Genomic DNA, 21,413 nt, shown 5'->3' on the forward strand with positions numbered 1-21,413 from the left:
GGGCGCGCGAGAGCAGGGCGCCCGCGAGGGCGGCGAGCACCGCGGGCGCCACCCAGGCGAGCCCCAGCCCGGCCAGCGGTAGCGCGTCGATCGGCAGCCACGCCGCCGGCGCCAGGGCGTCGCGCAGCGCGTCGGCCACGCTGACCACCGCGACAACTCCCACCGTGCAGGGCCACACGAGCGGGACGCGGTCGCACGGACCGTGCAGCATGCCCATGACCACGAGCACGATGGCGACCGGGTACAGCGCGCCCAGCAGCGGGACGGAGAAGGCGAGGATCGCATCGAGCCCGAAGTTCGAGACCGCGCACGAGAAGACGGCGAACACGAGGGCGCAGACGCGGTAGCTCACCTTCGGCAGCTCCTCGGAGAAGTAGGTCCCGCAGCAGCTGATGAGGCCGATGCACACGTTCAGGCAGGCGAGCAGGAAGATCGCGGCGACCACCACGGTCCCGGCGGCGCCGAAATGCGCCGTCGCCGACGCCGTGAGCACGGTCGCGCCGTTGGTGGCGCCGGGGACCTCGACCGCCATGCCCGCGCCGACATACGACAGGCCGCAGTAGATGAGCGCCATGAGCGCGCCCGCGACCACCCCGGCGCGGGAGATGGCGCGCATGAGGGGGCGCGGCTCGGTCACGCCCATCTCGCGGATGTTCGTGGCGATCACGATCCCGAAGGTGAGCGATGCGAGCAGGTCCATGGTCTGGTAGCCGTCCAGGAACCCCTGGACGGCCGGGACGGCCCGGTACGCCTTCGCGGCCGGCGCGGGGTCCGGCAGCGGGGCGGCCAGCGCCGCGGCGGTCACCGCGACGATCAGGAGGATGAGCGCCGGACCCGTCAGGCGGCCCAGCAGGCGCGTGAGGCGCCCCGGGTGCATCGCGAGCAGGTAGGCCGCCGCGAAGAAGGCGACCGAGAACGCGAGGCGCGCCGCATCGACCGGCATGTCGGCGGGCAGCAGCGGCTGGAGCATCTCGAACGCGGTGGACGAGGTGCGCGGGATGGCCAGGCACGGCCCGATGGCGAGGTAGACGGCCGCGACGAAGCCGCGGGCGAACGCCGGGTGCACGCGCCCGGCGAGCTCGCGCGCCGTGCCGGCGAGCGCCACCGCCACGATGCCGAGCACCGGAAGGCCGATCCCCGCGACGAGGAAGCCGAGGGTCGCCGGAACCGCCTCGGCACCCGCCTGCAAGCCGATGAGCGGCGGCAGGATGAGGTTCCCCGCCCCGAAGAACATCGAGAACAGCGTGACGCCCACCACGAGCGACTGCCTGACCGTAAGCCGTTGATCCACGACGCGCACCTTTCGTCTCCATCTTCCCTGGGACTGATGATTGTCGCACAACGGCGCACCCGCCGAACCGAGAAGCGGCGCGCACCCCGGACGGGATGCGCGCCGCCTGAGCGCATGATATGGACGGGATGCCCTCGGCCTACAGCTCGCGGCCGGGATAGTGGCAGTTCACGAAGTGGCCGGGCTTGACCTCCTTGGTCGGCGGCACCTCCGCGGAGCACTTCTCCGTGGCGTGCGGACAGCGCGTATGGAACGGGCAGCCGCTCGGGATGTTCGTGGGGCTCGGCAGGTCGCCCTCGATGAGGACGTGCTTCTTCTCGATCGTGGGATCGGGGATGGGCACGGCCGACAGCAGCGCCTGCGTGTAGGGGTGCTGCGGGTTGGAGTAGAGCTCCTCGTTGGGCGCGACCTCCATGATGGTGCCGAGGTACATGACGCCGATGCGGTCCGAGATCATCTCGACGACGGCGAGGTCGTGGGAGATGAACAGGTACGTGAGGTTGTACTGCTCCTGGACGTCGCGCAGCAGGTTCAGCACCTGGGCCTGGATGGACACGTCGAGCGCGGAGACGGGCTCGTCGGCCATGATGAGCTTGGGGTTCACGGACAGGGCGCGAGCGATGCCGATGCGCTGGCGCTGGCCGCCGGAGAACTCGTGCGGGTAGCGCTCGCCGTGGGTGGCCGGCAGGCCGACGACCTCGAGCAGCTCGTGGACGCGCTTCAGGCGCTCGCCCGGGCTCAGCTTGGTGTGCACGAGCAGCGGCTCGGCGATGATGTCCTGCACCTTCATGCGGGGGTTCAGCGACCCGTAGGGGTCCTGGAACACCATCTGCATCTTGGAGCGCAGCGGGCGCATCTCCTTGGCGGAGATCTTGGCGATGTCCTGGCCGTCGAAGATGATCTGTCCCTCATCGGGGGTGATCAGGCGGTTGATGAGGCGGCTCGTGGTCGACTTGCCGCAGCCCGACTCACCCACGAGCGAGAAGGTCTCGCCCGGCATGATGTCGAAGCTCACGTTGTTGACGGCGTGCACCCACTTGTTGGGCTTGCCGAAGAACGTCTTGCCGACGGGGAAGCGCTTGGACAGGTTCTTGACGGACAGCAGGGGCTCAGCAGCGGTTGCTCCCATAGCTTAGGCCCCCTTTCGAGCGTTGGCGTGGAACGGGCAGGCGCACCGATGGTTCTCGCCCACCTGGACGAGGTCGGGCAGCTTCTCGGAGCACGACGGCTGCGCGTACTTGCAGCGCGGCGCGAAGCGGCAGCCGGAGGGCATGGCCGCGAGGTCGGGCACGGAGCCGGGGATGGAGGGCAGACGGTGCACGCGGCTGCCCAGCTTGGGCACGGACTCGATCAGACCCTGGGTGTAGGGGTGCTGCGGGTTGGCGAACAGCTCCTTGACCGGGGCCTCCTCGACGATGTTGCCGGCGTACATGACGATGACGCGGCTGCAGGTCTCGGCCACGACGCCGAGGTCGTGCGTGATCATGAGGATGCCGGTGTTGCGCTTGTTGCGGATGTCCTCCATGAGGGCGAGGATCTGCGCCTGGATGGTGACGTCGAGCGCGGTGGTCGGCTCGTCGGCGATGAGCAGCTTGGGCTCGCACGACATGGCCATGGCGATCATGACGCGCTGGCACATGCCGCCCGACAGCTCGTGCGGGTAGTTGCGCAGCGTCATCTCCGGCTCGGGGATACCCACGAGCTTCAGGGCGGACACGCAGCGCTGATGGACCTCGTCCTTGGAGAGGCCCTTGTTGTGCAGCGAGATCGCCTCGATGAGCTGGTTCTCGATGCGCATGATGGGATCGAGCGCGCTCATGGGCTCCTGGAAGATCATCGAGATCTCGTTGCCGCGGATGGACTGCATCTCGGCCTCGGGGAGGTCGAGGATATGCTTGCCGCCGAACACGATATCGCCGGTGATGCGCGTGGACAGCTTGTTGTGCAGGCGCATCACGGACAGCGAGGTCACCGACTTGCCGCAGCCCGACTCGCCCACCAGGCCGACGATCTCACCCGCGTGGACGTCGAAGGAGACGCCGTTCACGGCGGTGATCCATTCCTTCTTCCCGCGCTTGAATTCCGTCTTGAGGTCCTTGACCTCCAACAGTTTTTCAGCCATGGAAACCTCCTAGTTCAGCTTGGGATCGAGCGTGTCGCGCAGGCCGTCGCCGAACAGGTTGAAGGCGAGAACCGTCAGGAAGATCACCAGGCCGGGGAACAGGACCAGGTGCGGGGCGATCGCCAGGTAGTTGCGGCCCTGGGACAGGATCGCGCCCCACTCGGCCTGCGTCACGCTCGCGCCGAAGCCGAGGAACGACAGGGAGGAGGCGGACAGGATCGAGCCGCCCACGTTCATCGTGAAGTTGACGATGAGCGCCTGCATGGTGCCCGGGAAGATGTGCACGAACATGGTGCGCACGGGGCTGCAGCCGATGGACTGGGCGACCTCGACGTACAGCTCGCCGCGGACCTCGAGGACCGCGCCGCGGATGATGCGCGCGAACGAGGGGACCGTGAACACCGCGAGGCCGATCATGATGTTGGTGATGCCCGGGCCGATGATGGCCACGATGGCGATGGCGAGCAGGATCGACGGAAACGCGAACATGACGTCGCAGATGCGCATGATGATCGAGTCGATGATGCCGCCGAAGAAGCCCGCGATCAGGCCGAGCACGACGCCGCCGGCGGTGCCCAGGACCGACGCGGTGAGCGCCGTGCCGAGCGACAGCTGCGTGCCGGCGATGATGCGGCTGAACACGTCGCGGCCGAACTCGTCGGTGCCCCAGATATGGGTGGGCGACGGGCTCGCCAGGATCGCGCTGTAGTCGTAGGCGTTCGGATCGTACGGGGTGATGGAGGGACCGATCACCGCGAGGATCAGGATGAAGATGATGAACGCCAGACCGGCGACGGCCGTCTTGCGGCGCAGGAACTTCTTGATGAACTGGACCGTGGGGTTCTGGGCCTTCGGCAGCTCCTCGGCTGCGACGGTGCCCGCGGTCGCTTGCTTGGTATCAGCCATGTTCGCCTCCTACTCGTATCTCACGCGCGGGTTGATGACGGCGTACAGGACGTCCGCCAGCAGGTTGATCACCATGTACTCGAAGGAGAAGAACAGGATGAGCGCCTGCACCACCTCGTAGTCGCGGAAGCCGATGGAGTCGACGAGCAGACGGCCCAGGCCCGGGATGGAGAACACGGTCTCGACCACGACGGAGCCGGCGATGAGCGCGCCGATCTGCAGGGCGGTGACGGTGATGATGTCGATCGAGGAATTCTTGAACGCGTGCACCATGATGACGCGCGGCTCGGGCAGGCCCTTGGCGCGCGCGGTGCGGATGTAGTCCTTGCCGAGGTTCTCGATCATGGAGGAGCGCGTCACGCGCGCGAGGATCGCCATGATGCCGGCGCCCATGGCGACGGAGGGCAGGATGTAGCCCCTCCAGTCCTCGAGGCCGCCCGTGGGGAAGATGCCCAGGTTCACGGAGAAGATCTGCATGAGCTGCAGGCCCAGCCAGAAGTTGGGCAGCGAGATGCCGGCGATGGCGATGAGCATGCCGATGAGGTCGAGCGCGCGGCCGCGGTTGATGGCGGCGACGACGCCGATGATGATGCCGAACAGCACCGACCAGGTGATCGAGCAGATGGTCAGGTAGATGGTGATCGGCAGACGGGGGGCGAACAGCTCGGCGACGGTCGTGTTGTTCGTGTACGACACGCCAAGATCGCCCTGAAGGATCCCGGTGACCCACTGGATGTACTGCGGCACCAGCGGCTGGTCGAGACCGAGCTGCTTGCGGACGGCCTCGACCTCGCCCGCCGTGGCGGTCGCGCCGGCGACCTGGCGCGCAGCGTCACCCGGGATCAGGTGAATGAACATGAAGATGATGATGGAGATGACGAATAGGAGCGGAATCATGCTCAGGATTCGCTTGACGACGTACTTCCCCATGTGGCTCCCTCCCTTGCGTTTCCAACCCGGTAACGTGACCGCCAGCCCTCGCGTGCGGCGGGGGCTGGCGGTCAGCTACAACCTAGTGTTCGACTGGGACTCGTGATACTCGGTCTAGACGTTCAGCGTAGCGTGGATGACGTCGATGCCCTGCGGCACGTACTTGATGCCGTTCAGGTAGGCCTTGTAGGACAGGAGGGTGTTGTCGCTGGCGAGGTACAGCCACGGGCACTCCGGCCAGACGATGTCCTGGCAGGTGCCGTAGTGCTGGTTCTGCTCGTCCTCGGTCGGGGCGGCGTTGCCGGCCTCGAGCTCGGAGTCGAACTCCTCGTTCTTCCAGAAGGCGGTGTTGTAGCCGGTGGGCGGGATCATGGCGGTGGAGAGCAGCGAGCGCATGAAGCCGTCGGCGTCGGACTGAGCCCAGTTGACGTACCACATGTGGAGCGTGGTCTCGTCCTCGGGGGCGGCGGCGAGCTCGGCGTTCGTGGCGGCCTCGTTGGGCTTCACGTTGACGGTGACGCCGATGTTCTCGAGCTGCTGCATGACGAAGGTCATGCCCTTGGTCTCCTGGGTGGAGTTGTCGCCGATGATATCGACCTCGAAGCCGTCAGCGTAGCCGGCCTCCTCGAGCAGGCTCTTGGCCTTGTCGAGATCGACCTCGTAGGGGGTCTGGGCCTTGTAGCCCGGGACGATCTCGGGCAGGACCGAGGTCGCGGGGGTGGCGGCGCCGGAGTACATGACGCGGCAGTACTCCTCCTGGTCGAAGGCGTAGTTCAGGGCCTGGCGCACGCGGACGTCGGACAGCGGCTCGTAGTTGGTGTTGAGCGTGACGTAGCGCATGGTCGTCGACGGGATCGAGACCATGTTGATGTCGCCGGCGGAGCGCACCGTGGCGACCTGGTCGGTCGGCATCGGGTAGATGGCCGTGGCCTCACCGGTCTGCAGGGCGGCGATACGGGAGCCGGCCTCGGGCACGACGCGGAAGTCGATGCGGTCGATCGAGGGGGCCTCGCCCCAGTAATCCTCGTTGCGCACGATGGAGACGTGGTCGCCCTGGGCGTACTCCTCCAGCATGTAGGGGCCCGAACCGGCGGACTGCTTGGAGTAGTCGAAGCTGGAGTCGTTCACGACGTTGGGGCTGATGAGGTAGAACTGCGTCATGGAGTTCATGAACGGCGCGTAGGGCTCGGGCAGGTGGAACTGCACGGTGAGCTCGTCCACGGCGGTGCAGGAGTCGACGCGCGGGATCTCGGTGGTCTCATCGATGGTCTCGATGAAGGTGCGGCGACGGCGCCAATTGTTGGCCGGGTCGATGGCGGCCTGGTAGTTGCTCACGACCGCGTCGGCGTTGAGCGCCGCGCCGTCGGTGAAGGTGATGCCCTCGCGCAGGTGGAAGGTGTAGGTGCAGGCGTCGTCGGAGACCTCGTAGGACTCAGCGGCACGCGGGACGGGCTCGTAGTTCTCGTCCAGGTCGTACAGGGAGTCGTAGATGTAGTACACGACGTTGCCGGAGTTGCTGTCGGACCAGTCCATGGGGTGCATCTCCTGGAACTCGCCCTCGAAGGCGAGGATGCACTCGTTCTTCGGCGCCTTGCCGTCGGTCTTCTCGGCGCGGACGACGAAGCCCTCCTCGTCCGCCTCGATGATCTCGACGTTGGAGTCGGTGGAAGCCGAGCCGGAATCGGTGGTCGTCTCACCACCGCCGCCGCAGCCGGCAAGCCCGAGCCCGGCGACCGTTGCGGCGGTCGCGGCGGCGGCGCCGACGAACCCGCGACGGGTCACGTTGTGCTCGGAACGCGCCATGTTCTTGCTCTCTTTGTCCATAGGACACTCCTTTCGCGCCTTGCTACCTCCATGCGGTGTGGGCGCATTTAGTGTAGGGATACCAAAAGCGGCGATGCCCTGTCAGCGACCTTGCGAGTACCGCTATACTGTGCCCGCACGCTCATGGTACTGCTTTATCATCACGGAGCGCGAGGAGTTGCGCAAGCGGGGTAACCGTTCAGGCGCTGGAAACCGACCGTTCACGGCGAGGAAATATTTTTTCCATACCGGTCATAACGGTCAAATCGATCAGATGGAGGAAATGTTGGCGTACCGGTTCGACCGCGCTCGGTACGACGAGCGCATGAAGTGGTATCTGCACGACCGCTTCGGAATGTTCATCCACTTCGGCCTGTACTCCATCCCCGCGCGCGGGGAGTGGCTGCGCAGCACCGAGGAGATGCCTGAGGAGCTCTACCTCCCCTACTTCGAGGAGTTCGACCCGTATGCGCTCGACGCCCGCGCCTGGGCGCGCGCCGCCAAGCGCGCCGGCATGCGCTACGCCGTCCTCACCGCCAAGCACCACGACGGCTTCTGCCTGTTCGACACCGCCACCACCGACTTCAAGTCCACCAACACGCCCTACGGGCGCGACATCGTCGCCGACTACCTCGAGGCCTTCCGCGCCGAGGGGATCCGCGTGGGCCTGTACTACTCGCTCATCGACTGGCACCACCCCGACTTCCCCCAGTACGGCGACCGGCAGGCGCCGCTGCGCCATGACCCGGTGGCCGGCTCCAACGAGCACCGCGTGTTCGACCGCTACCTCGACTACATGCACGAGCAGGTGCGCGAGCTGTGCACCCGCTACGGCAAGCTCGACCTGCTGTGGTTCGACTTCTCCTACGACGACCTGCGCGGCGAGGCCTGGCGCGGCACCGAGCTCATGAGCATGGTGCGCGAGCTGCAGCCCGACGTGATCGTCAACAACCGCATCGAGGTCTCCGGCGAGGGCTTCGGCTCGCTCGCCCAGTGCGACCCCACGCCCTACCACGGCGACTTCGTCACGCCCGAGCGCATCATCCCGCCCAACGGCCTGTTCGACGTCGAGGGCAGGCCCCTCGCGTGGGAGGCCTGCATCACGATGAACGACAACTGGGGCTACTTCGCCACGGACCGCAACTTCAAGCCCGCCGACCTGCTCGTCCACAAGCTCGTGGAGTGCGTCTCCAAGGGCGGCAACATGATCTTGAACGTCGGCCCGGACGCGACCGGACGCATCCCCGACGAGTCGCTCGCCATCTTGGACGAGATCGGCCGTTGGATGGACCGCAACGGTGCGAGCATCTACGGCGGCGGGCGCGCCGCGGGCGGGCCCATCGAGGTCGACCGCCCCGAGTACGGGCGCGTCACCCGCTCCGGCGACACGTATTACTTCCACCTGTACGAGAACGCACTCGGCCCGGTGCCCCTCATGGGTGTCCCCAAGGACCGCATCGAGAAGATCCGCTTGCTGCGCGACGGCACGGAGGTGCCGCTGTCGACCAGCTGGGTCCACAGCGACTACCCCGATATCGCCTTCGCCGACCTCGGCCCCTCCCCGGTGCTGCCCGACCCCGTCGACACCGTGCTCGCCGTCACGATCAAGGAGGCGTGAGGGATGACCGTCCTCTCCGATTCGTTCGCCGCCCACGCGCAGGAGCGCTTCGACGCCCGCCGCGAGGTGCTCTCCCCCATCTCCCGCGACATCGAGGCGGGCCTCGCCGCCATCGACGACGCGGACGTCCGCACGCTCATCAGGAGCTACTACGGCACCCTGCCGCTGACCGACGTGTTCGACGCCGGGTTCGAGCTGTTCGCCTCGTTCGCCCGCCAGGCGTGCGAGCTGCGCCGCACCTCCCCGTGGTGCGCGGACATCCCCGAGGATATCTTCGTCCAGTACGTCGCGAGCCCGCGCGTCAACAACGAGCCGCTCGCCGACGCCTGGCCCGTCTTCCGCGCCGCGCTCGCCGACCGCCTGCGCGGCCTTGACGCCTACCGCGCCGTCGTGGAGATCAACTACTGGTGCTGCGAGACGGCCACCTACCAGTCCTCCGACGGCCGCACGCTGGGCCCGCTCGGCGTGCTCGCCTCGGGTGACGGCCGCTGCGGCGAGGAGTCGACCTACCTCGTGACCGCCCTGCGCGCCAACGGCATCCCCGCGCGCCAGCTCTACACGCCCTGGTGGGCGCACTGCGACGACAACCACGCCTGGGTCGAGGCCTACGCCGGCGGCGCCTGGCACTACCTGGGCGCCTGCGAGCCGGAGGAGGAGCTCGACCGCGGCTGGTTCACCGCGGCGTCCGGTCGCGCCATGCTCGTCCACACGCGCCTGTTCGACGACTTCGGCTGCGACTTCGCGCGCGACGCGCACCTGCTCGCCCGCGAGGGCAGCCAGGTGATCGTGAACCTGACCGAGTCCTACGCCCCCTGCGTGCTGCTCTCCGTGCGCGTCCTCGACGCCGCCGGCGCGCCCGTGGAGGGCGCCTCGGTGCGCCTGCGCCTGGTGAACGAGGCCGCGTGGCACGACATCGCGCACCTCACGAGCGATGAGGCGGGCACGGCCCGCATCGTGGTCGGCGAGGGCACCCTGCGCGTGGTCGCCACCACGGGCGACGGGATGGCGGAGGCCATCATCGACACCGCCGCCTGCCACGACCTCGAGCTCACGCTGGACGAGACCGTGCACGGCGACACCGACTGGGTCGACTTCGACGTCCATGCGCCGGCCGACCACCCCGCCCCCTCCCACCCGCTCACGCCCGAGCAGGTCGAGCGCGGGCGCGGGCGCAAGCGCGAGGCCGACCGCATGCGCACCGAGCGCGTCGCCGGCAGCGTTGAGCGCGCCCGCGAGATCGCCCGCGCCTGCGGGCACGACGCGGACGGCTGCCTGCCCTACTTCGAGCAGGCCTTCGCCAACGCCCCCGAGGTCGAGCGCTTCCTGGCCGTCGACGACGGCGCCGACCGCGCGGCCCTGCTCGCCACGCTCACGTCCAAGGACTTCCGCGACCTGTCGGCCGACATCCTGGAGGACCACATCCAGGGCGGTCGCGCGGTCCGCGAGGACGCCCTCGCCTACCTCGCACGCGAGGGGGTCGGGGACCCGGCCGAGGCGCAGGGGCTCTACGAGCGCTACGTGCTGTGTCCGCGCGCCCACTTCGAGCACCTCTCCGCATACCGCGCCTTCATCCGCGCGCACTTCGACGCCGAGACGGTCCGCGGATTCGTCGCCGACCCGCTGCGCGTGTGGGACTGGATCTGCGAGAACACCTCGTTCACCTCCCGCGAGCACACCAAGCGCTACGTGGGCACGCCGCGCGGCGCGCTCGTGTCCGGCCAGGCGAGCGCCGTCACCCGCCGCTCGCTGTTCGTGGCGATCTGCCGCAGCTTCGGCATCGCGGCCCGCATCAACCCCATCGATGCGGGGATCGAGTACTTCGCCCACGGCTCCTTCGTGCCCGTGGAGCATGCCGAGGAGGGCTTCGAGGTCCTGTTCGCCAGCGACGCCGACCCGGCGCCCGGTTACTTCCAGACCTGGAGCATCGCCCGCTACCTGCACTTCACCGCGGTGAGCGGCAAGGCGGCCCAGGGCTTCAAGGTGCTCGACCTGTGGGGCAAGGCCCCGTTCGAGGACGGCGTCTGCCGCGTGAAGATGCCGCTCGGCGAGTACCGCCTCACCACCGCCGTGCGCCTGCCCAACGGCGACGTCCACGCCGCGGAGCGCGCCTTCGAGGTGACGCCCGGCTACGACGGCACCCCCATTGAGCTCAAGCTGCGCGAGCCGGACGTCTCCGAGATGCTGCAGGACATCAAGCTCGATGCGTTCGCGCTCGCGGACGCCGAGGGCGCGGCGATCGACTGCGGCGAGATCGCCGCGGCGGGCCCGACGGATGCCAAGCCCGTCATCGTCGTGTTCCTCGAGCCGGGCATGGAGCCCACCGAGCACCTGCTCAACGAGATGCGCGAGCAGGCTGGCCGCCTGGACGACGCGGGCGCGCCCATCGTGCTCGCCGTGCGCGACGCCGAGGAGCTCGCCGACCCCACGCTCGCGCGCACGCTGCCCTTGCTTCCTCGCACGACGGTCGCCTACGACAACTTCTCCGAGCTGCCGGAGCGCCTGGCGCGCCGCATGTTCACCAATCCCGAGAAGCTGCCGCTGATCATCCTCGCCGTCGCCGACGACGCCGGCAACCTGACGGGTCGCTATGCCGCGGCAGGCTACAACGTGGGCACCGTCGACCTGGTGCTCAAGCTCATCTCGCTCATCAGCTAGGCTGCGGGGCCCCGGGCGGGCAGCGCAGCGCGAGGGAGCCCGGTCCGCGATCGCGGACCGGGCTCCCTCTTCATCGGCGCATGTATCGCCATGCGGCTTCGGACCCGGCCCTCCGCTCGCAGGCGAGCGGAGGGCCTCCCATGTCCGTGCGGGGAGCGCTCGTCCGGCATCCCCGCCCTATGTGCGGGCGAACGGGTCGGCGGCCCCTCACGCCTCCATCAGGCCGGCGTATGCGGCGCCGATGAGCCCGGCGTCGTTGCCGAGCGAGGCGATCTCGATCGGGGTGTCGGCGCACACCGACAGGGTGTAGTGCTTGAAGCGCTCCACGAGCTTGCCCAGGAACAGGTCGCCCGCGGCGGACAGGCCGCCGCCGAGCACGATGGCCTCGGTGTCGACCGTGCACGCGAGGTTGGCGAGCGCCAGGCCGAGATACTCGACCATGGTGTCGACCGCCGCCGCTGCCGCCTCATCCCCCGCCTGATAGGCGTCGAACACGCTCTTGGAGTCGGAGGGACCGGCGAGCTCGACGGGCTGGGTCCCGCGCTTCTCGCACTCCATCTTGTAGGTGTTCACGACGCCGGTCGCGGACGCGTACTGCTCGAGGCAGCCGTGACGCCCGCAGCCGCACACGCGCTCCTCGGCGGGGTTCACGCAGGTGTGGCCGACCTCGCCGCCCGCACCGTTGGCGCCGCCGATGACCTTGCCGTCGACGACGACGCCGGCGCCGATGCCCGTGCCGAGCGTCACGAGCGCCATACTGCGATGGCCGAGCGCCGAACCGCGCCACATCTCGCCGAGCGCGGCCGCGTTGGCATCGTTCACGAACGCGACGGCGGCGCCGCCGAACGCGTCCCTGAGCGCCGCGCCGAGCCCCTGGAGGTCGATCGAGGCGTTGGCGATGAGCTTGACGTCGCCGTCATCGGGGACCGGGGCCGGAACCGCAAGTCCGATGCCCTTGAGGACGACGTCGCCGTCCTGGGCGTCGAGCAGGCTCTTGATGCCGTCGATGACCGCGGCGTAGCCGGCCTCGTCCACCAGCGGCGGCGTGGGCACGCTCAACTTGGACAGAATCTTGCCCTCGCGGTTGACCAGGCCCTCCTTGACGGTCGTTCCGCCCACGTCGATACCCACGAACAGCTCTTCGGCCATCCTCGGCCCCCTTTCTCGGATTTACCACGTGCAGCACATGATACCGCGGCCCCCAGCCGTTTTGTCCCATATCCCGGCAGACGGCAGGCGCGCTCGCGCTCGCCTACCGCACGGAGGCGTGGACCCATCGGGCGCAGCGCGCCGCATGCGCATACCCGCCCGACTGACGTCGACGCTTTAGCGGAAGTTAAAAATCATTCGCTTCCGCTAACCTCAAATTAACGGAAGTGGATCGCACTTCGCTTCCGTTAGCAATAGCGCATCGGAAGTAAGGTCCCCAACGGATCCATCGCCAACGTCCCAAAGAGCGCCAGCCACAGTCGTTCATTCCCCTGTCTTACCGTCATGCCCCGCGGGTACCCTGACCGTGAAGCCCTAGCCGTAAAGAGAGTCCGCATTACGACGCGTTATCCACGCTATGCCCCATGTGCCGCTCGCCCCAGAGGCACAGCTGATCAAGAACCTCCATGAGCGATGCGCCGAGAGGGGTAAGCGTGTACTCGACCCAAGGCGGAATCTGAGGGAACTCGCGACGCGACACAAGCCCATCATGCTCCAGTTCCTTGAGGTTCGACGAGAGCGTCTTATCGGCAATGCCGCCCAAGTATCGTCGCATCTCGTTGAAGCGCACCGGTTCGTACTCCATCAAGCAATAGAGAATCGCCGCCTTGTGCTTACCTTGGATGAGCGACATGGTGTAGCTGTACCCGGTCTCTTCATACCGGGCATCAGCGATGTTCTTCGCCACGAGCCCTCCTTCCTTTATCGTGCAGCACTCACGGCCTCGCGCTGTCATGATTTCAGCAATTCACTTGCTTACGGGTAAGTACCTTTATTCAAAGTGGGTACTAGTTTATTTCATAGTTGATAACGATACTGTCTTGTAAGGCGAAACACCATATCGAAAGGAGATCGGCGCCATGAAGAAGAGCTTGGGAAGCGCGGGCGAGCTGTTCCCGCAATCGGTGTTCATCATCGCGAGCTACGATGAACATGGTGTTCCAAACGCCATGAACGCCGCTTGGGCGGGGGAATGCAGCTGACATGAGATCTGCTTCAACATCGGCGACCACAAGTCCACTGCGAACATAGTGAAAAAGGGCGCATTCACAGTCGCTCCAGCAGACGCGGCGCATGTTGTCACCGCCGATTACTTCGGCATCGCCACAGGCAGTAAGGTCAATAAGGAAGAAAGAAGCGGCCTCACCTTTACTAAATCCGAGCACGTCGACGCCCCTGTCATTGAGGAGTACCCTCTCACCATGGAGTGCGAAGTCACCGAGATTCAGGGTGACGGACATGGTGCACGCATCGTGGGCAGAATCGTGAACACGCTCATTGATGAAAGCATCCTTGGTGAAGACGGCAAGATCGATTTCGGCAAATTCAAGCCGCTCGTCTACGACGCTGCGCACATGACATACCGCGTAGTGGGTGAAGAGGTCGGCGGCGCCTGGGATGCGGGCAAAAGCCTCATGTGATAGGAAATGACGCACCTGTTGAGAAGAGCATCCCGCACACGTTAGGCGCACCCTTCAGAAGTCCCGCTATCCCCGACGCTTTCGGGCGGCCGTCCAGAACACGAGCAGCACGACCGCGCCGCCCGCGACGGCAAGCCAGTCCCGAGGCGACGCGAGGCCGCCCGTCGCCGCACCCAAGGCCACAGCGCCTGCGACCCAAAGCGCCGGTAGGATAGCGGCCGTCCACACCGGGCGCGCGAAGCGCCCCAGGACGAATGAACCCGCGAGCGCCGCAACGACGGTGAGGACGATTAAGAGCTTACAGAACTCCTGCGGATCGAGCAGGACATCGCCCGCCACGAGCACCCCGATGCCGACCGCGAGCCCCGCGAGCACCTGGAGCACGAGCCGCATCCCGATCGAGGCGCCGCTTTCGCGCGCCGCCTCGATCGGGTCGCCCGTCGCCGCGCCGAGAAGATCGGCGGCGCTTTTTGCGTCCTCGGCACCGGCTCCGCGGCGCGCGACGAGCACAGCGATCGAAAACGCCAGCACCAGCACGGCGAGCAGCAGGCGCAGCACGGGCTCCAGGTATTCGCGCCCCGCCACCGCCGTCACGGCGAGCGCCGTGATCACGATGACCTCGACCGTCGCCAGCGCCACCGCGAAGACCTTCGTCCTCCGCTCGCTTCTCTTCACCATCTCGTGCATCTCGTCCACGTCTCCTCTCACCAGCTCGTCGATCGTGGTGTCGAAGAGGTTCGCGAGGAGCAGCATGCTCTGGACGTCCGGCAGGGTCTTGCCCGTTTCCCAGTGGCTGATCGTGACGCGGCTCACGTACAGCCTCTGCGCGAGCTCATCCTGCGAGAGCCCGAGCCGGGCGCGCCGTTCTCTGATCTGGTTGCCGATGTCCATGCGCCTTCCGTTCCCTCGCTGCCCATCCGACGCCCCCCCCAACGTAGCCGACAAGGGCATGCGACGCAGTAAAAAGTGGTTTACAAGCGCTCTGAGCTGGCACGCTGGCGCCTTTGGGGACGGAACCTGCGCGCGAGGCGTCAGTTGTCCAGGGAGGTCATGTGGGGGCCATTTGGGGACTGGCTCGTTCCAACCCATGGGCGGCCTGCACGGCAACTGATGGGTTGGAACGAACCCGTCCCCCAACGAACTCGAACATGAATCAAAATGACCCCGTCCCCACATGCGTCATTTGGCGCTGGCACGTTCTGTCGCAGGAGGCCATTTGGGGACGGGTTAGCGGGCCCCGCTGAAGCCGCAGGCGAGCTCGCGCTCGAGCGCCTCGCGCAGCGTGTCGTCGTCCACGTCGAGATCGACCTCGAGGCCGCGCACCGAACCCGCTGCGTCGAAGTGCAGCACCGTCGGCACCCAGGTCACCCCGTAACGGTCCCTGAACGCGGACAGCCCCTCGTCCGTCTGGCTGTCCGTGCTATCGAGGTAGAAGACATCGATTGCGCGCTTTGCGAACACGGGCGCCATCACCGGGATGAGCCTGCGGCACCAGCGGCAGGTCACCCGGCCGACGTACAGGTAGAAATCCCAACGCTCGGCGATCATGGCCTCGATCGCCGGCACGTCGACCGCATGGAAGCCCCGCACGGCCTCCTGATACGCGGCGGACTCCCGCTCGACGCGCTCCGCATCCGATGCGGGCGCCGGAACGCTGCAGGTGCCGTCGATCGAGCAGACCGCTGCAATCGGCTGTACGTTCTCATGCTCTGCCACAGCTGACCTCCTGACTAGCTCAGTTTGACGATCGGGGCGAAGCCCTTCATGAGCTTCTTGGTCTTGCCGCTCTTGTCGAACTGCACCTCGATCATATCGCCCTCGGCCGAGATCACGGTGCCCGTGCCGAAGGTCTTATGGCTCACGGTGTCGCCCGGGGCGAAGGTCTCCGCGGCCCGCGCCGCATCCGGGCGGCGCTGCTCGACCTTCGGCGCCGACGCGGCGCGCGCCGGGCGCGGGGTCCCGCTGCCGAACGTGGCGGGCTTGAGGCCGGCGTCCGGGCTGATGCCCGTGTGACGGGACATACCGCCCGACCCCGTGGAGCGCGTGTACGAGCCGAAGACCCGCCCGCCGTACATGCTCGACCCCTGGCCGGACCCGAAGGTACCGCGGCGATCGCCGCGCTTCTCCCAGCCCGTGCCCTCGAACCCCGACGAACCGATACCGGAGAACTCGATGTGCTCCTCAGGGATCTCGTTCACGAAGCGCGAGCGGGGGTTGGCCTGCGTGGAACCGTAGGTGCGGCGCGTGGCGGCATAGGTGAGGAACAGCCGCTTGCGGGCGCGCGTGATGGCGACGTAGGCGAGGCGGCGCTCCTCCTCGAGCTTGGCGGGGTCGTCCGCGGCGGCGAAGCCCGCGACATGCGGGAAGATGCCCTCCTCCATACCGGCGACGAACACCGCCGGGAACTCCAGGCCCTTCGCGGAGTGCACGGTCATCATGGTGACGGCGCTCGACTGCCCGGACAGCGCGTCGAGGTCGGAGCGGAGGGCGAGCCACTCGAGGAGGGCGGGCAGCGCCGCGCAGGCGAGCGGCCCGTAGGTGCGCTCGATCTCGTCCGCGACCTGGGAGGCGTGGGCGGGCTCCACGGGTGCGGCGGCCATGGCGTTGCCGGCGATCAGGGACGCCAGCGCCTCCTGCGCGCTCGTCAGCGGCGCCGCGAGCGCATCGAGCGGGTCGGCCCGGTCGGACGCGTCGCGCGCATCGCGAGCGGCGGGCGCGGGCGCGGGTGAGGCGGCACCGGCGGATTCGCCGAATGCGCCCGCATCGGACGGCAGGTCCGAGATGCCGGCGGCGCGCAGCTCCTCCAGGCTCTCGAGCGTGCCCTCGATATCCTCGTGGGTCTCCTCGAACTCGGCGGCCACGCCCAGGAACTCCTGGATGTTCTCCGCGCGGCTCTCCGCCTCCATGGTGCCCTCCGCGCGGAAGGCCTGCACGAGGCCCGCACGGTCGACGATGGCCTCCACCACGTCCTTGAGCTCCCCGTCCATGCGGCGCCCCTCGCGCACCACGGACACGAACTCCCCCAGGCCGCGGCGGACCTTGGCGGAGAACATCCCGGTCTCGGCGCATGCGAGCTCGCATGCCTGGAAGAACGAGCAGCGGTTCTCCGCCGCGAGCGCCTCGATCTTGGCGATGGACGTGGAGCCGATCCCGCGGCGCGGCGTGTTGATCACGCGCTTGACGCTCATCTCGTCGGCGGGGTTCACGATCATCTTGAGATAGGCCATGACGTCGCGGATCTCCGCGCGGTCGAAGAAGCGCGTGCCGCCCACGATGCGGTAGGGCACGCCGGCGCGCAGGAACATGTCCTCGAGGATGCGGGACTGGGCGTTGGTGCGGTAGAAGACCGCCATGTCGTCGTAACCCACGCCCCCGTCGTGCAGCTTGTCGATCTCCGATGCGATCCAGCGGCCCTCGTCGCGCTCGTCGCTCGCCTGGTAGGCCTGGATCTTCTCGCCGTCCCCCGCATCGGTGAACAGGCGCTTGTCCTTGCGCTGCGAGTTGTGGCGCACCACGGCGTTCGCCGCGGCGAGGATGTGCCCCGTGGAGCGGTAGTTCTGCTCGAGCTTGACCACCTTGGCGTCCGGGAAGTCCTTCTCGAAGTCGAGGATGTTGGAGATGTCCGCGCCGCGCCAGGAGTAGATCGACTGGTCGTCGTCGCCCACGACCATGAGGTTGTGGTACTTGGCGGCGAGCAGGTTGGCGATCTCGTACTGGACGTGGTTGGTGTCCTGGTACTCGTCCACCGAGATGTAGCGGAAGCGGTCCTGGTACTTCTCGAGCACCTCGGGACGGGTGCGCAGCAGCTCGAGCGCGCGCACGAGCAGGTCGTCGAAGTCCATGGCGTTCGCCGCGCGCAGACGGCGCTCGAGCTCCGCGTAGACGCGGGCGGCCTTCTCGGTGCGCGGGTCGTCCGCACGGTGCGCGAGCTCCTCGGGCCCGACCAGGGCGTTCTTCGCCGCCGAGATCTTGGAGCGGATCATGTTGATGGGGTACTGCTTCTGGTCGATCTCCATCGAGGCCATGATGTCGCGCACCAGGCGGCGGGAGTCGTCGTCATCGTAGATGGTGAACTGGCCGGTGTAGCCCAGCAGGTCCGCATCCTCGCGCAGCATGCGCACGCACATGGCGTGGAAGGTGCACACCCACATGCCGCGCGTGCCGTCCGGCAGCAGGGCCTGAAGGCGCTCGCGCATCTCCGCGGCGGCCTTGTTGGTGAAGGTGATGGCGAGGATCTGCCACGGCCGCACGCCAAGGTCGGCGATCATGTGGGCGATGCGGAAGGTGAGCACGCGCGTCTTGCCCGAGCCGGCCCCCGCGAGCACGAGCAGCGGACCCTCGGTGGTGAGGACCGCCTCCTTCTGAGCCGGGTTCAGCCCCTCGATGTCCACGACGGGCCTTGCGGGAGCCGGGGCCGGGGCGTCGTAGACGTCGAGCGGGACCTCCTCGTAGACCGGCGCGTCGGGCGCGGGGGCGGGAGCCGGCGGGGGGACCTGCGCCCCCGCGACGGGCCGGGGCGCCCCCGACCGGGCTGCTGCCTGCATGTTTCTCTCCCACGGTAGCTGCTGGGGCATACGCGACTCCTGAGGTCCGGTCGCCCGCTGCGGCGGGCGAGATCTTGAGCCTGACCAGTATACCCGCCCGTGCGGACACGGCTGTGCAGCTTACGTGTGCGCAGCCCGCGCGCCCGGACGCGGCGCAATCGCACCTGTAGGGGCGGTGCAAAACGACCCCGTCCCCAAAGGGGTAAAGGGGTCACGTCCAAAACGACCCCGTCCCCAAAGGGATCAGGACAGCTGCGTGGTGACCTCTTTTGACCCCGTCCCCAAAGGGGTCGGGGCGGTGCAAAACGACCCCGTCCCCAAAGGGATCCCCAAAGGGATCACCAAAGGGGTCACCGTCCCCGCGGTAAGATGGTCGGAGCGCGAGAGAAAGGTTGACGACATGGCGCACCGGGTGCTGTACTACACGCTCGACGGCGATACCCGCCGGGCTGACGAGATCCTCGACGGCTGGGGTATGCGCGACCGCATCGAGCTCGTGGGATGCGCGCATGAGCCGCTCGCGGCGCCGACGGCCGACCAGCTGGCGGGCTGCTCCGGGCTGATCGGCGAGTTCGCCCCGGTCATCAAGGACACGGTGGACGAGGCCGTCGCCGCCGGGGTCCGCGTCGTCGCGAGCATGTCCATCGGCCTCAACCATCTCGACCTCGCACGCCTGGCCGACCACGGCGTCGTCGTCGCGAACTGCCCGGGCTACTGCGCCGAGGACGTCGCCGCGCACACCGTCGCCCTCATGCTCGACCTCATGCGCAAGGTCACCTTCTCGAACCGCGACGTGCTCGCGGGCGGATGGGACCCCAAGGTCGGCTACGAGGCGTACCGCACCCAGGGGCGCACGCTCGGCCTCGTGTTCTTCGGCAGGATCGCGCAGGCGGTCGCCCCCATCGCGCGGGCGCTCGGCATGCGCGTGCTCGTCTGGGCGCCCACCAAGACGGCCGAGGAGCTCGCCGCCCACGGCTGCGAGCGCGCCGGCACCCTCGATGAGCTGCTGGGGGCGTCCGACGTGGTGAGCCTCCACTGCCCGCTCATCCCCGAGACGCGCGGGCTCATCGGCGCACGCGAGCTCGCCCTCATGAAGCCGACCGCGTACCTCGTCAACACCGCCCGCGGGGAGATCGTCGACGAGGACGCCCTGATTGAGGCGCTCGACGCGGGCGCCATCCGCGCCGCCGGGCTCGACGTGATCGCGCACGAGACGCACCCCGACCCGCGGATCATCCACCACCCCCGCGTCATCGTGACCCCGCACGCGGCCTACGACTCCGTCGAGGCGGCCGACAACCTGCGGCTCATGTCCCTCGAGGCCGTCTGCGACGTGCTCGTCCGCGGGATCGAGCCCGCCCACGCGGTCGATCGGGCCGCCTGCGCCGCGCAGGGGCTCTCCCCGCGCTGAGGGCGGACCGCTCCGAGAATCCGGCTACAGCCCGAGCGCGGGGGCGATGCCGAAGAAGTAGGCGAGCACCAGGATGCCCAGGACGATGCGGTAGACGCCGAAGCCCTTGAAGTCATGGCGGCGGACGAAGCCCATGAGCCAGCGGATGGCGATGAGCGACACCACGAAGGCCGTCAGGCAGCCGACGCCCATGATGGCGAGCTCGCCGGTGCCGAAGGTCCCGCCGTCGACCAGCAGGTACTTCGCCAGCTTGAGCGCGCTCGCGCCGAACATGACGGGCACCGCCAGGAAGAAGGTGAACTTCGAGGCGACGGTGCGCGTGCAGCCCAGCAGAAGGCCGCCGATGATGGTGGACCCCGAGCGCGAGGTGCCGGGGATGAGCGAGAGGACCTGGAAGCACCCGATGCCGAAGGCGGTCTTCCACGTCAGGTCGTCGAGCGTGGTGATGCGGCCGAAGTCCGTATCGTCCGCATCGTCGGCGGGGGCTGCGGGGGCTGCGAAGTGCGAGCCGGCCGGACATCCGACGACGAGCTCGCCGCTCTCGATCATCTTACGGCGGCGGGCGGCGCGCCAGGACTCGATGACGATGAAGGCGATGCCGTAGACGATGAGGGCCAGCGCCACGACCGTCGAGTTGTAGAGATGGGCCTCCATGAAGTCGTCGAGCGGGATGCCGATGACCGCCGCGGGTATGCAGCCGAGCACGATCTTGCCCCACAGGGTCCAGGTGCTGCGGCGCCCCTCGGCGCCCTTCGACGGGGAGAACGGGTTCAGCTCATGGAAGAACAGCACGCAGACGGCGAGGATGGCGCCCAGCTGGATGACGACCTGGAACATGTTCCAGAACTCCTCGGTCACGTTCAGCTTGACGAACTCGTCCACCAGGATGAGATGGCCGGTCGAGGAGATGGGCAGCCACTCGGTGATGCCCTCGACGATGCCCAGGAACGCGGATTTCAGCAGCTCGATGATGTCCACGGGACGCGCCTTTCATGACGCCCCGTCCGACGGGACGGGGCGGGAGGTTGCCGTATATGGTTCTCCATTATCGCCCGGGCCGCGGCAGGGCGTCGAAAAAGCGACCTCGTTCACAGAATAACCTTGATTGCCAAACTTAGTGCAGACTTGCCTGCGCTAAGTCCGGCGGCGCCCCTCGCCTATCATCTTCACCAGCCCCCGCGCCGCCGGGAAGGCGGTGAGAGATGCCCACCGGAAGGCACTACGCGCACATCACCTTCGAGATGCGCGTGGCGATCGAGAACTACGTGATAGAGGGGAGGACGCTCGCCCACATGTCCCGGGAGCTCGGCGTCGACGCCACGAGCGTCTCCCGGGAGCTCAGGAGGAACAGGCGCAGCGACGGCTTCAGCGCGCACCCGTCGCTGCGGAACCGGTGCGCCCGCAGGAAGTCCTGCTCCAGGAGGCGCATATGCGACCCGGAGTGCCCGAGGAAGTGCTCCTCGTGCGGCAGGGCGTGCCGGGCGGGCGGGTGCCCGGACTGGG

General features: G+C 67.8%; 18 protein-coding genes. 6 read left to right on the plus strand and 12 right to left on the minus strand.

All coding sequences use genetic code 11. The annotated features are described in order from the left end of the window. The 6 genes from brnQ to PHA29_RS08195 form a co-directional block, all read right to left on the minus strand. Positions 1-1,234 (minus strand): branched-chain amino acid transport system II carrier protein (gene brnQ, locus PHA29_RS08170; protein ID WP_270849139.1); only part of this gene is annotated, 1,234 nt, incomplete at its 3' end. Positions 1,235-1,430: 196 nt separating this feature from the next. Continuing rightward, on the minus strand, positions 1,431-2,420 hold the full coding sequence (locus PHA29_RS08175) for an ABC transporter ATP-binding protein (RefSeq protein WP_270849121.1): 990 nt from the start codon (positions 2,418-2,420) through the stop codon (positions 1,431-1,433). 3 nt (positions 2,421-2,423) lie between these two features. Further along, positions 2,424-3,413, minus strand: coding sequence for an ABC transporter ATP-binding protein (locus PHA29_RS08180; protein WP_270404763.1), 990 nt, complete (start codon positions 3,411-3,413; stop codon positions 2,424-2,426). Between the two features lie 9 nt (positions 3,414-3,422). Continuing rightward, positions 3,423-4,319, minus strand: a complete 897-nt coding sequence (locus tag PHA29_RS08185; protein WP_270404765.1) for an ABC transporter permease — start codon at positions 4,317-4,319, stop codon at positions 3,423-3,425. Between the two features lie 9 nt (positions 4,320-4,328). Further along, on the minus strand, positions 4,329-5,249 hold the full coding sequence (locus PHA29_RS08190) for an ABC transporter permease (protein WP_270404767.1): 921 nt from the start codon (positions 5,247-5,249) through the stop codon (positions 4,329-4,331). 114 nt (positions 5,250-5,363) lie between these two features. Next, positions 5,364-7,073, minus strand: coding sequence for an ABC transporter substrate-binding protein (locus PHA29_RS08195; protein WP_270404769.1), 1,710 nt, complete (start codon positions 7,071-7,073; stop codon positions 5,364-5,366). A gap of 262 nt (positions 7,074-7,335) precedes the next feature. On the opposite strand from PHA29_RS08195, the gene PHA29_RS08200 reads away from it, so the two are divergent. After that, entirely contained in the window at positions 7,336-8,670 is a 1,335-nt protein-coding gene (locus PHA29_RS08200; protein WP_270849123.1) for an alpha-L-fucosidase, read from the plus strand. Positions 8,671-8,673: 3 nt separating this feature from the next. Continuing rightward, positions 8,674-11,325, plus strand: a complete 2,652-nt coding sequence (locus PHA29_RS08205) for a transglutaminase domain-containing protein (protein WP_270849125.1) — start codon at positions 8,674-8,676, stop codon at positions 11,323-11,325. A 207-nt stretch (positions 11,326-11,532) separates the two neighbouring features. On the opposite strand, the gene PHA29_RS08210 is transcribed toward PHA29_RS08205, so the two are convergent. Beyond that, positions 11,533-12,474, minus strand: coding sequence for an ROK family protein (locus tag PHA29_RS08210; RefSeq protein ID WP_270849127.1), 942 nt, complete (start codon positions 12,472-12,474; stop codon positions 11,533-11,535). 397 nt (positions 12,475-12,871) lie between these two features. After that, positions 12,872-13,222, minus strand: a complete 351-nt coding sequence (locus PHA29_RS08215) for a winged helix-turn-helix transcriptional regulator (protein WP_270849129.1) — start codon at positions 13,220-13,222, stop codon at positions 12,872-12,874. A 172-nt stretch (positions 13,223-13,394) separates the two neighbouring features. Between PHA29_RS08215 and PHA29_RS08220 the strand changes: the two genes are divergently transcribed. Together PHA29_RS08220 and PHA29_RS08225 are read left to right on the plus strand one after the other, a co-directional pair. After that, on the plus strand, positions 13,395-13,517 hold the full coding sequence (locus PHA29_RS08220) for a hypothetical protein (RefSeq protein WP_270849131.1): 123 nt from the start codon (positions 13,395-13,397) through the stop codon (positions 13,515-13,517). Positions 13,518-13,535: 18 nt separating this feature from the next. After that, positions 13,536-13,955 carry a flavin reductase family protein gene (locus PHA29_RS08225; RefSeq protein WP_270849141.1) on the plus strand — a complete coding sequence of 140 codons (420 nt, stop codon included), beginning with the start codon at positions 13,536-13,538 and terminating at the stop codon, positions 13,953-13,955. A 66-nt stretch (positions 13,956-14,021) separates the two neighbouring features. Here PHA29_RS08225 and PHA29_RS08230 read toward each other — a convergent pair whose 3' ends face one another. From PHA29_RS08230 to PHA29_RS08240, 3 genes are all read right to left on the minus strand, one after another. Next, on the minus strand, positions 14,022-14,846 hold the full coding sequence (locus PHA29_RS08230) for a helix-turn-helix transcriptional regulator (RefSeq protein WP_270849132.1): 825 nt from the start codon (positions 14,844-14,846) through the stop codon (positions 14,022-14,024). A gap of 336 nt (positions 14,847-15,182) precedes the next feature. Next, positions 15,183-15,671 carry a thioredoxin domain-containing protein gene (locus tag PHA29_RS08235; RefSeq protein ID WP_270404783.1) on the minus strand — a complete coding sequence of 163 codons (489 nt, stop codon included), beginning with the start codon at positions 15,669-15,671 and terminating at the stop codon, positions 15,183-15,185. Positions 15,672-15,685: 14 nt separating this feature from the next. Next, complete coding sequence (locus tag PHA29_RS08240) at positions 15,686-18,499, minus strand: ATP-dependent helicase (protein ID WP_270849134.1); 2,814 nt, start codon at positions 18,497-18,499, stop codon at positions 15,686-15,688. A 400-nt stretch (positions 18,500-18,899) separates the two neighbouring features. Here PHA29_RS08240 and PHA29_RS08245 point away from each other — a divergent pair, with 400 nt between their 5' ends. Next, complete coding sequence (locus PHA29_RS08245) at positions 18,900-19,910, plus strand: C-terminal binding protein (RefSeq protein WP_270849135.1); 1,011 nt, start codon at positions 18,900-18,902, stop codon at positions 19,908-19,910. A gap of 24 nt (positions 19,911-19,934) precedes the next feature. Here the strand turns inward: PHA29_RS08245 and PHA29_RS08250 are convergent, their stop codons facing one another. Continuing rightward, positions 19,935-20,888 (minus strand): undecaprenyl-diphosphate phosphatase, encoded by a 954-nt coding sequence (locus tag PHA29_RS08250; protein WP_270849137.1) that lies wholly within the window; start codon positions 20,886-20,888, stop codon positions 19,935-19,937. A gap of 263 nt (positions 20,889-21,151) precedes the next feature. Between PHA29_RS08250 and PHA29_RS10660 the strand changes: the two genes are divergently transcribed. Continuing rightward, a partial coding sequence (locus PHA29_RS10660) for a hypothetical protein (protein WP_408612045.1) occupies positions 21,152-21,413 on the plus strand: 262 nt, incomplete at its 3' end.

Origin of the sequence: Candidatus Collinsella stercoripullorum (genome assembly GCF_027669965.1) — a bacterium.
GTDB lineage: Bacteria > Actinomycetota > Coriobacteriia > Coriobacteriales > Coriobacteriaceae > Collinsella > Collinsella stercoripullorum.

Coding starts and splice junctions, on each gene's coding strand:
- PHA29_RS08175 (WP_270849121.1), bottom strand. CDS start 2,420: ATGGGAGCAACCGCTGCTGAGCCCCTGCTGTCCGTCAAGAACCTGTCC.
- PHA29_RS08180 (WP_270404763.1), bottom strand. CDS start 3,413: ATGGCTGAAAAACTGTTGGAGGTCAAGGACCTCAAGACGGAATTCAAG.
- PHA29_RS08185 (WP_270404765.1), bottom strand. CDS start 4,319: ATGGCTGATACCAAGCAAGCGACCGCGGGCACCGTCGCAGCCGAGGAG.
- PHA29_RS08190 (WP_270404767.1), bottom strand. CDS start 5,249: ATGGGGAAGTACGTCGTCAAGCGAATCCTGAGCATGATTCCGCTCCTA.
- PHA29_RS08195 (WP_270404769.1), bottom strand. CDS start 7,073: ATGGACAAAGAGAGCAAGAACATGGCGCGTTCCGAGCACAACGTGACC.
- PHA29_RS08200 (WP_270849123.1), top strand. CDS start 7,336: ATGTTGGCGTACCGGTTCGACCGCGCTCGGTACGACGAGCGCATGAAG.
- PHA29_RS08205 (WP_270849125.1), top strand. CDS start 8,674: ATGACCGTCCTCTCCGATTCGTTCGCCGCCCACGCGCAGGAGCGCTTC.
- PHA29_RS08210 (WP_270849127.1), bottom strand. CDS start 12,474: ATGGCCGAAGAGCTGTTCGTGGGTATCGACGTGGGCGGAACGACCGTC.
- PHA29_RS08220 (WP_270849131.1), top strand. CDS start 13,395: ATGAAGAAGAGCTTGGGAAGCGCGGGCGAGCTGTTCCCGCAATCGGTG.
- PHA29_RS08230 (WP_270849132.1), bottom strand. CDS start 14,846: ATGGACATCGGCAACCAGATCAGAGAACGGCGCGCCCGGCTCGGGCTC.
- PHA29_RS08240 (WP_270849134.1), bottom strand. CDS start 18,499: ATGCAGGCAGCAGCCCGGTCGGGGGCGCCCCGGCCCGTCGCGGGGGCG.
- PHA29_RS08245 (WP_270849135.1), top strand. CDS start 18,900: ATGGCGCACCGGGTGCTGTACTACACGCTCGACGGCGATACCCGCCGG.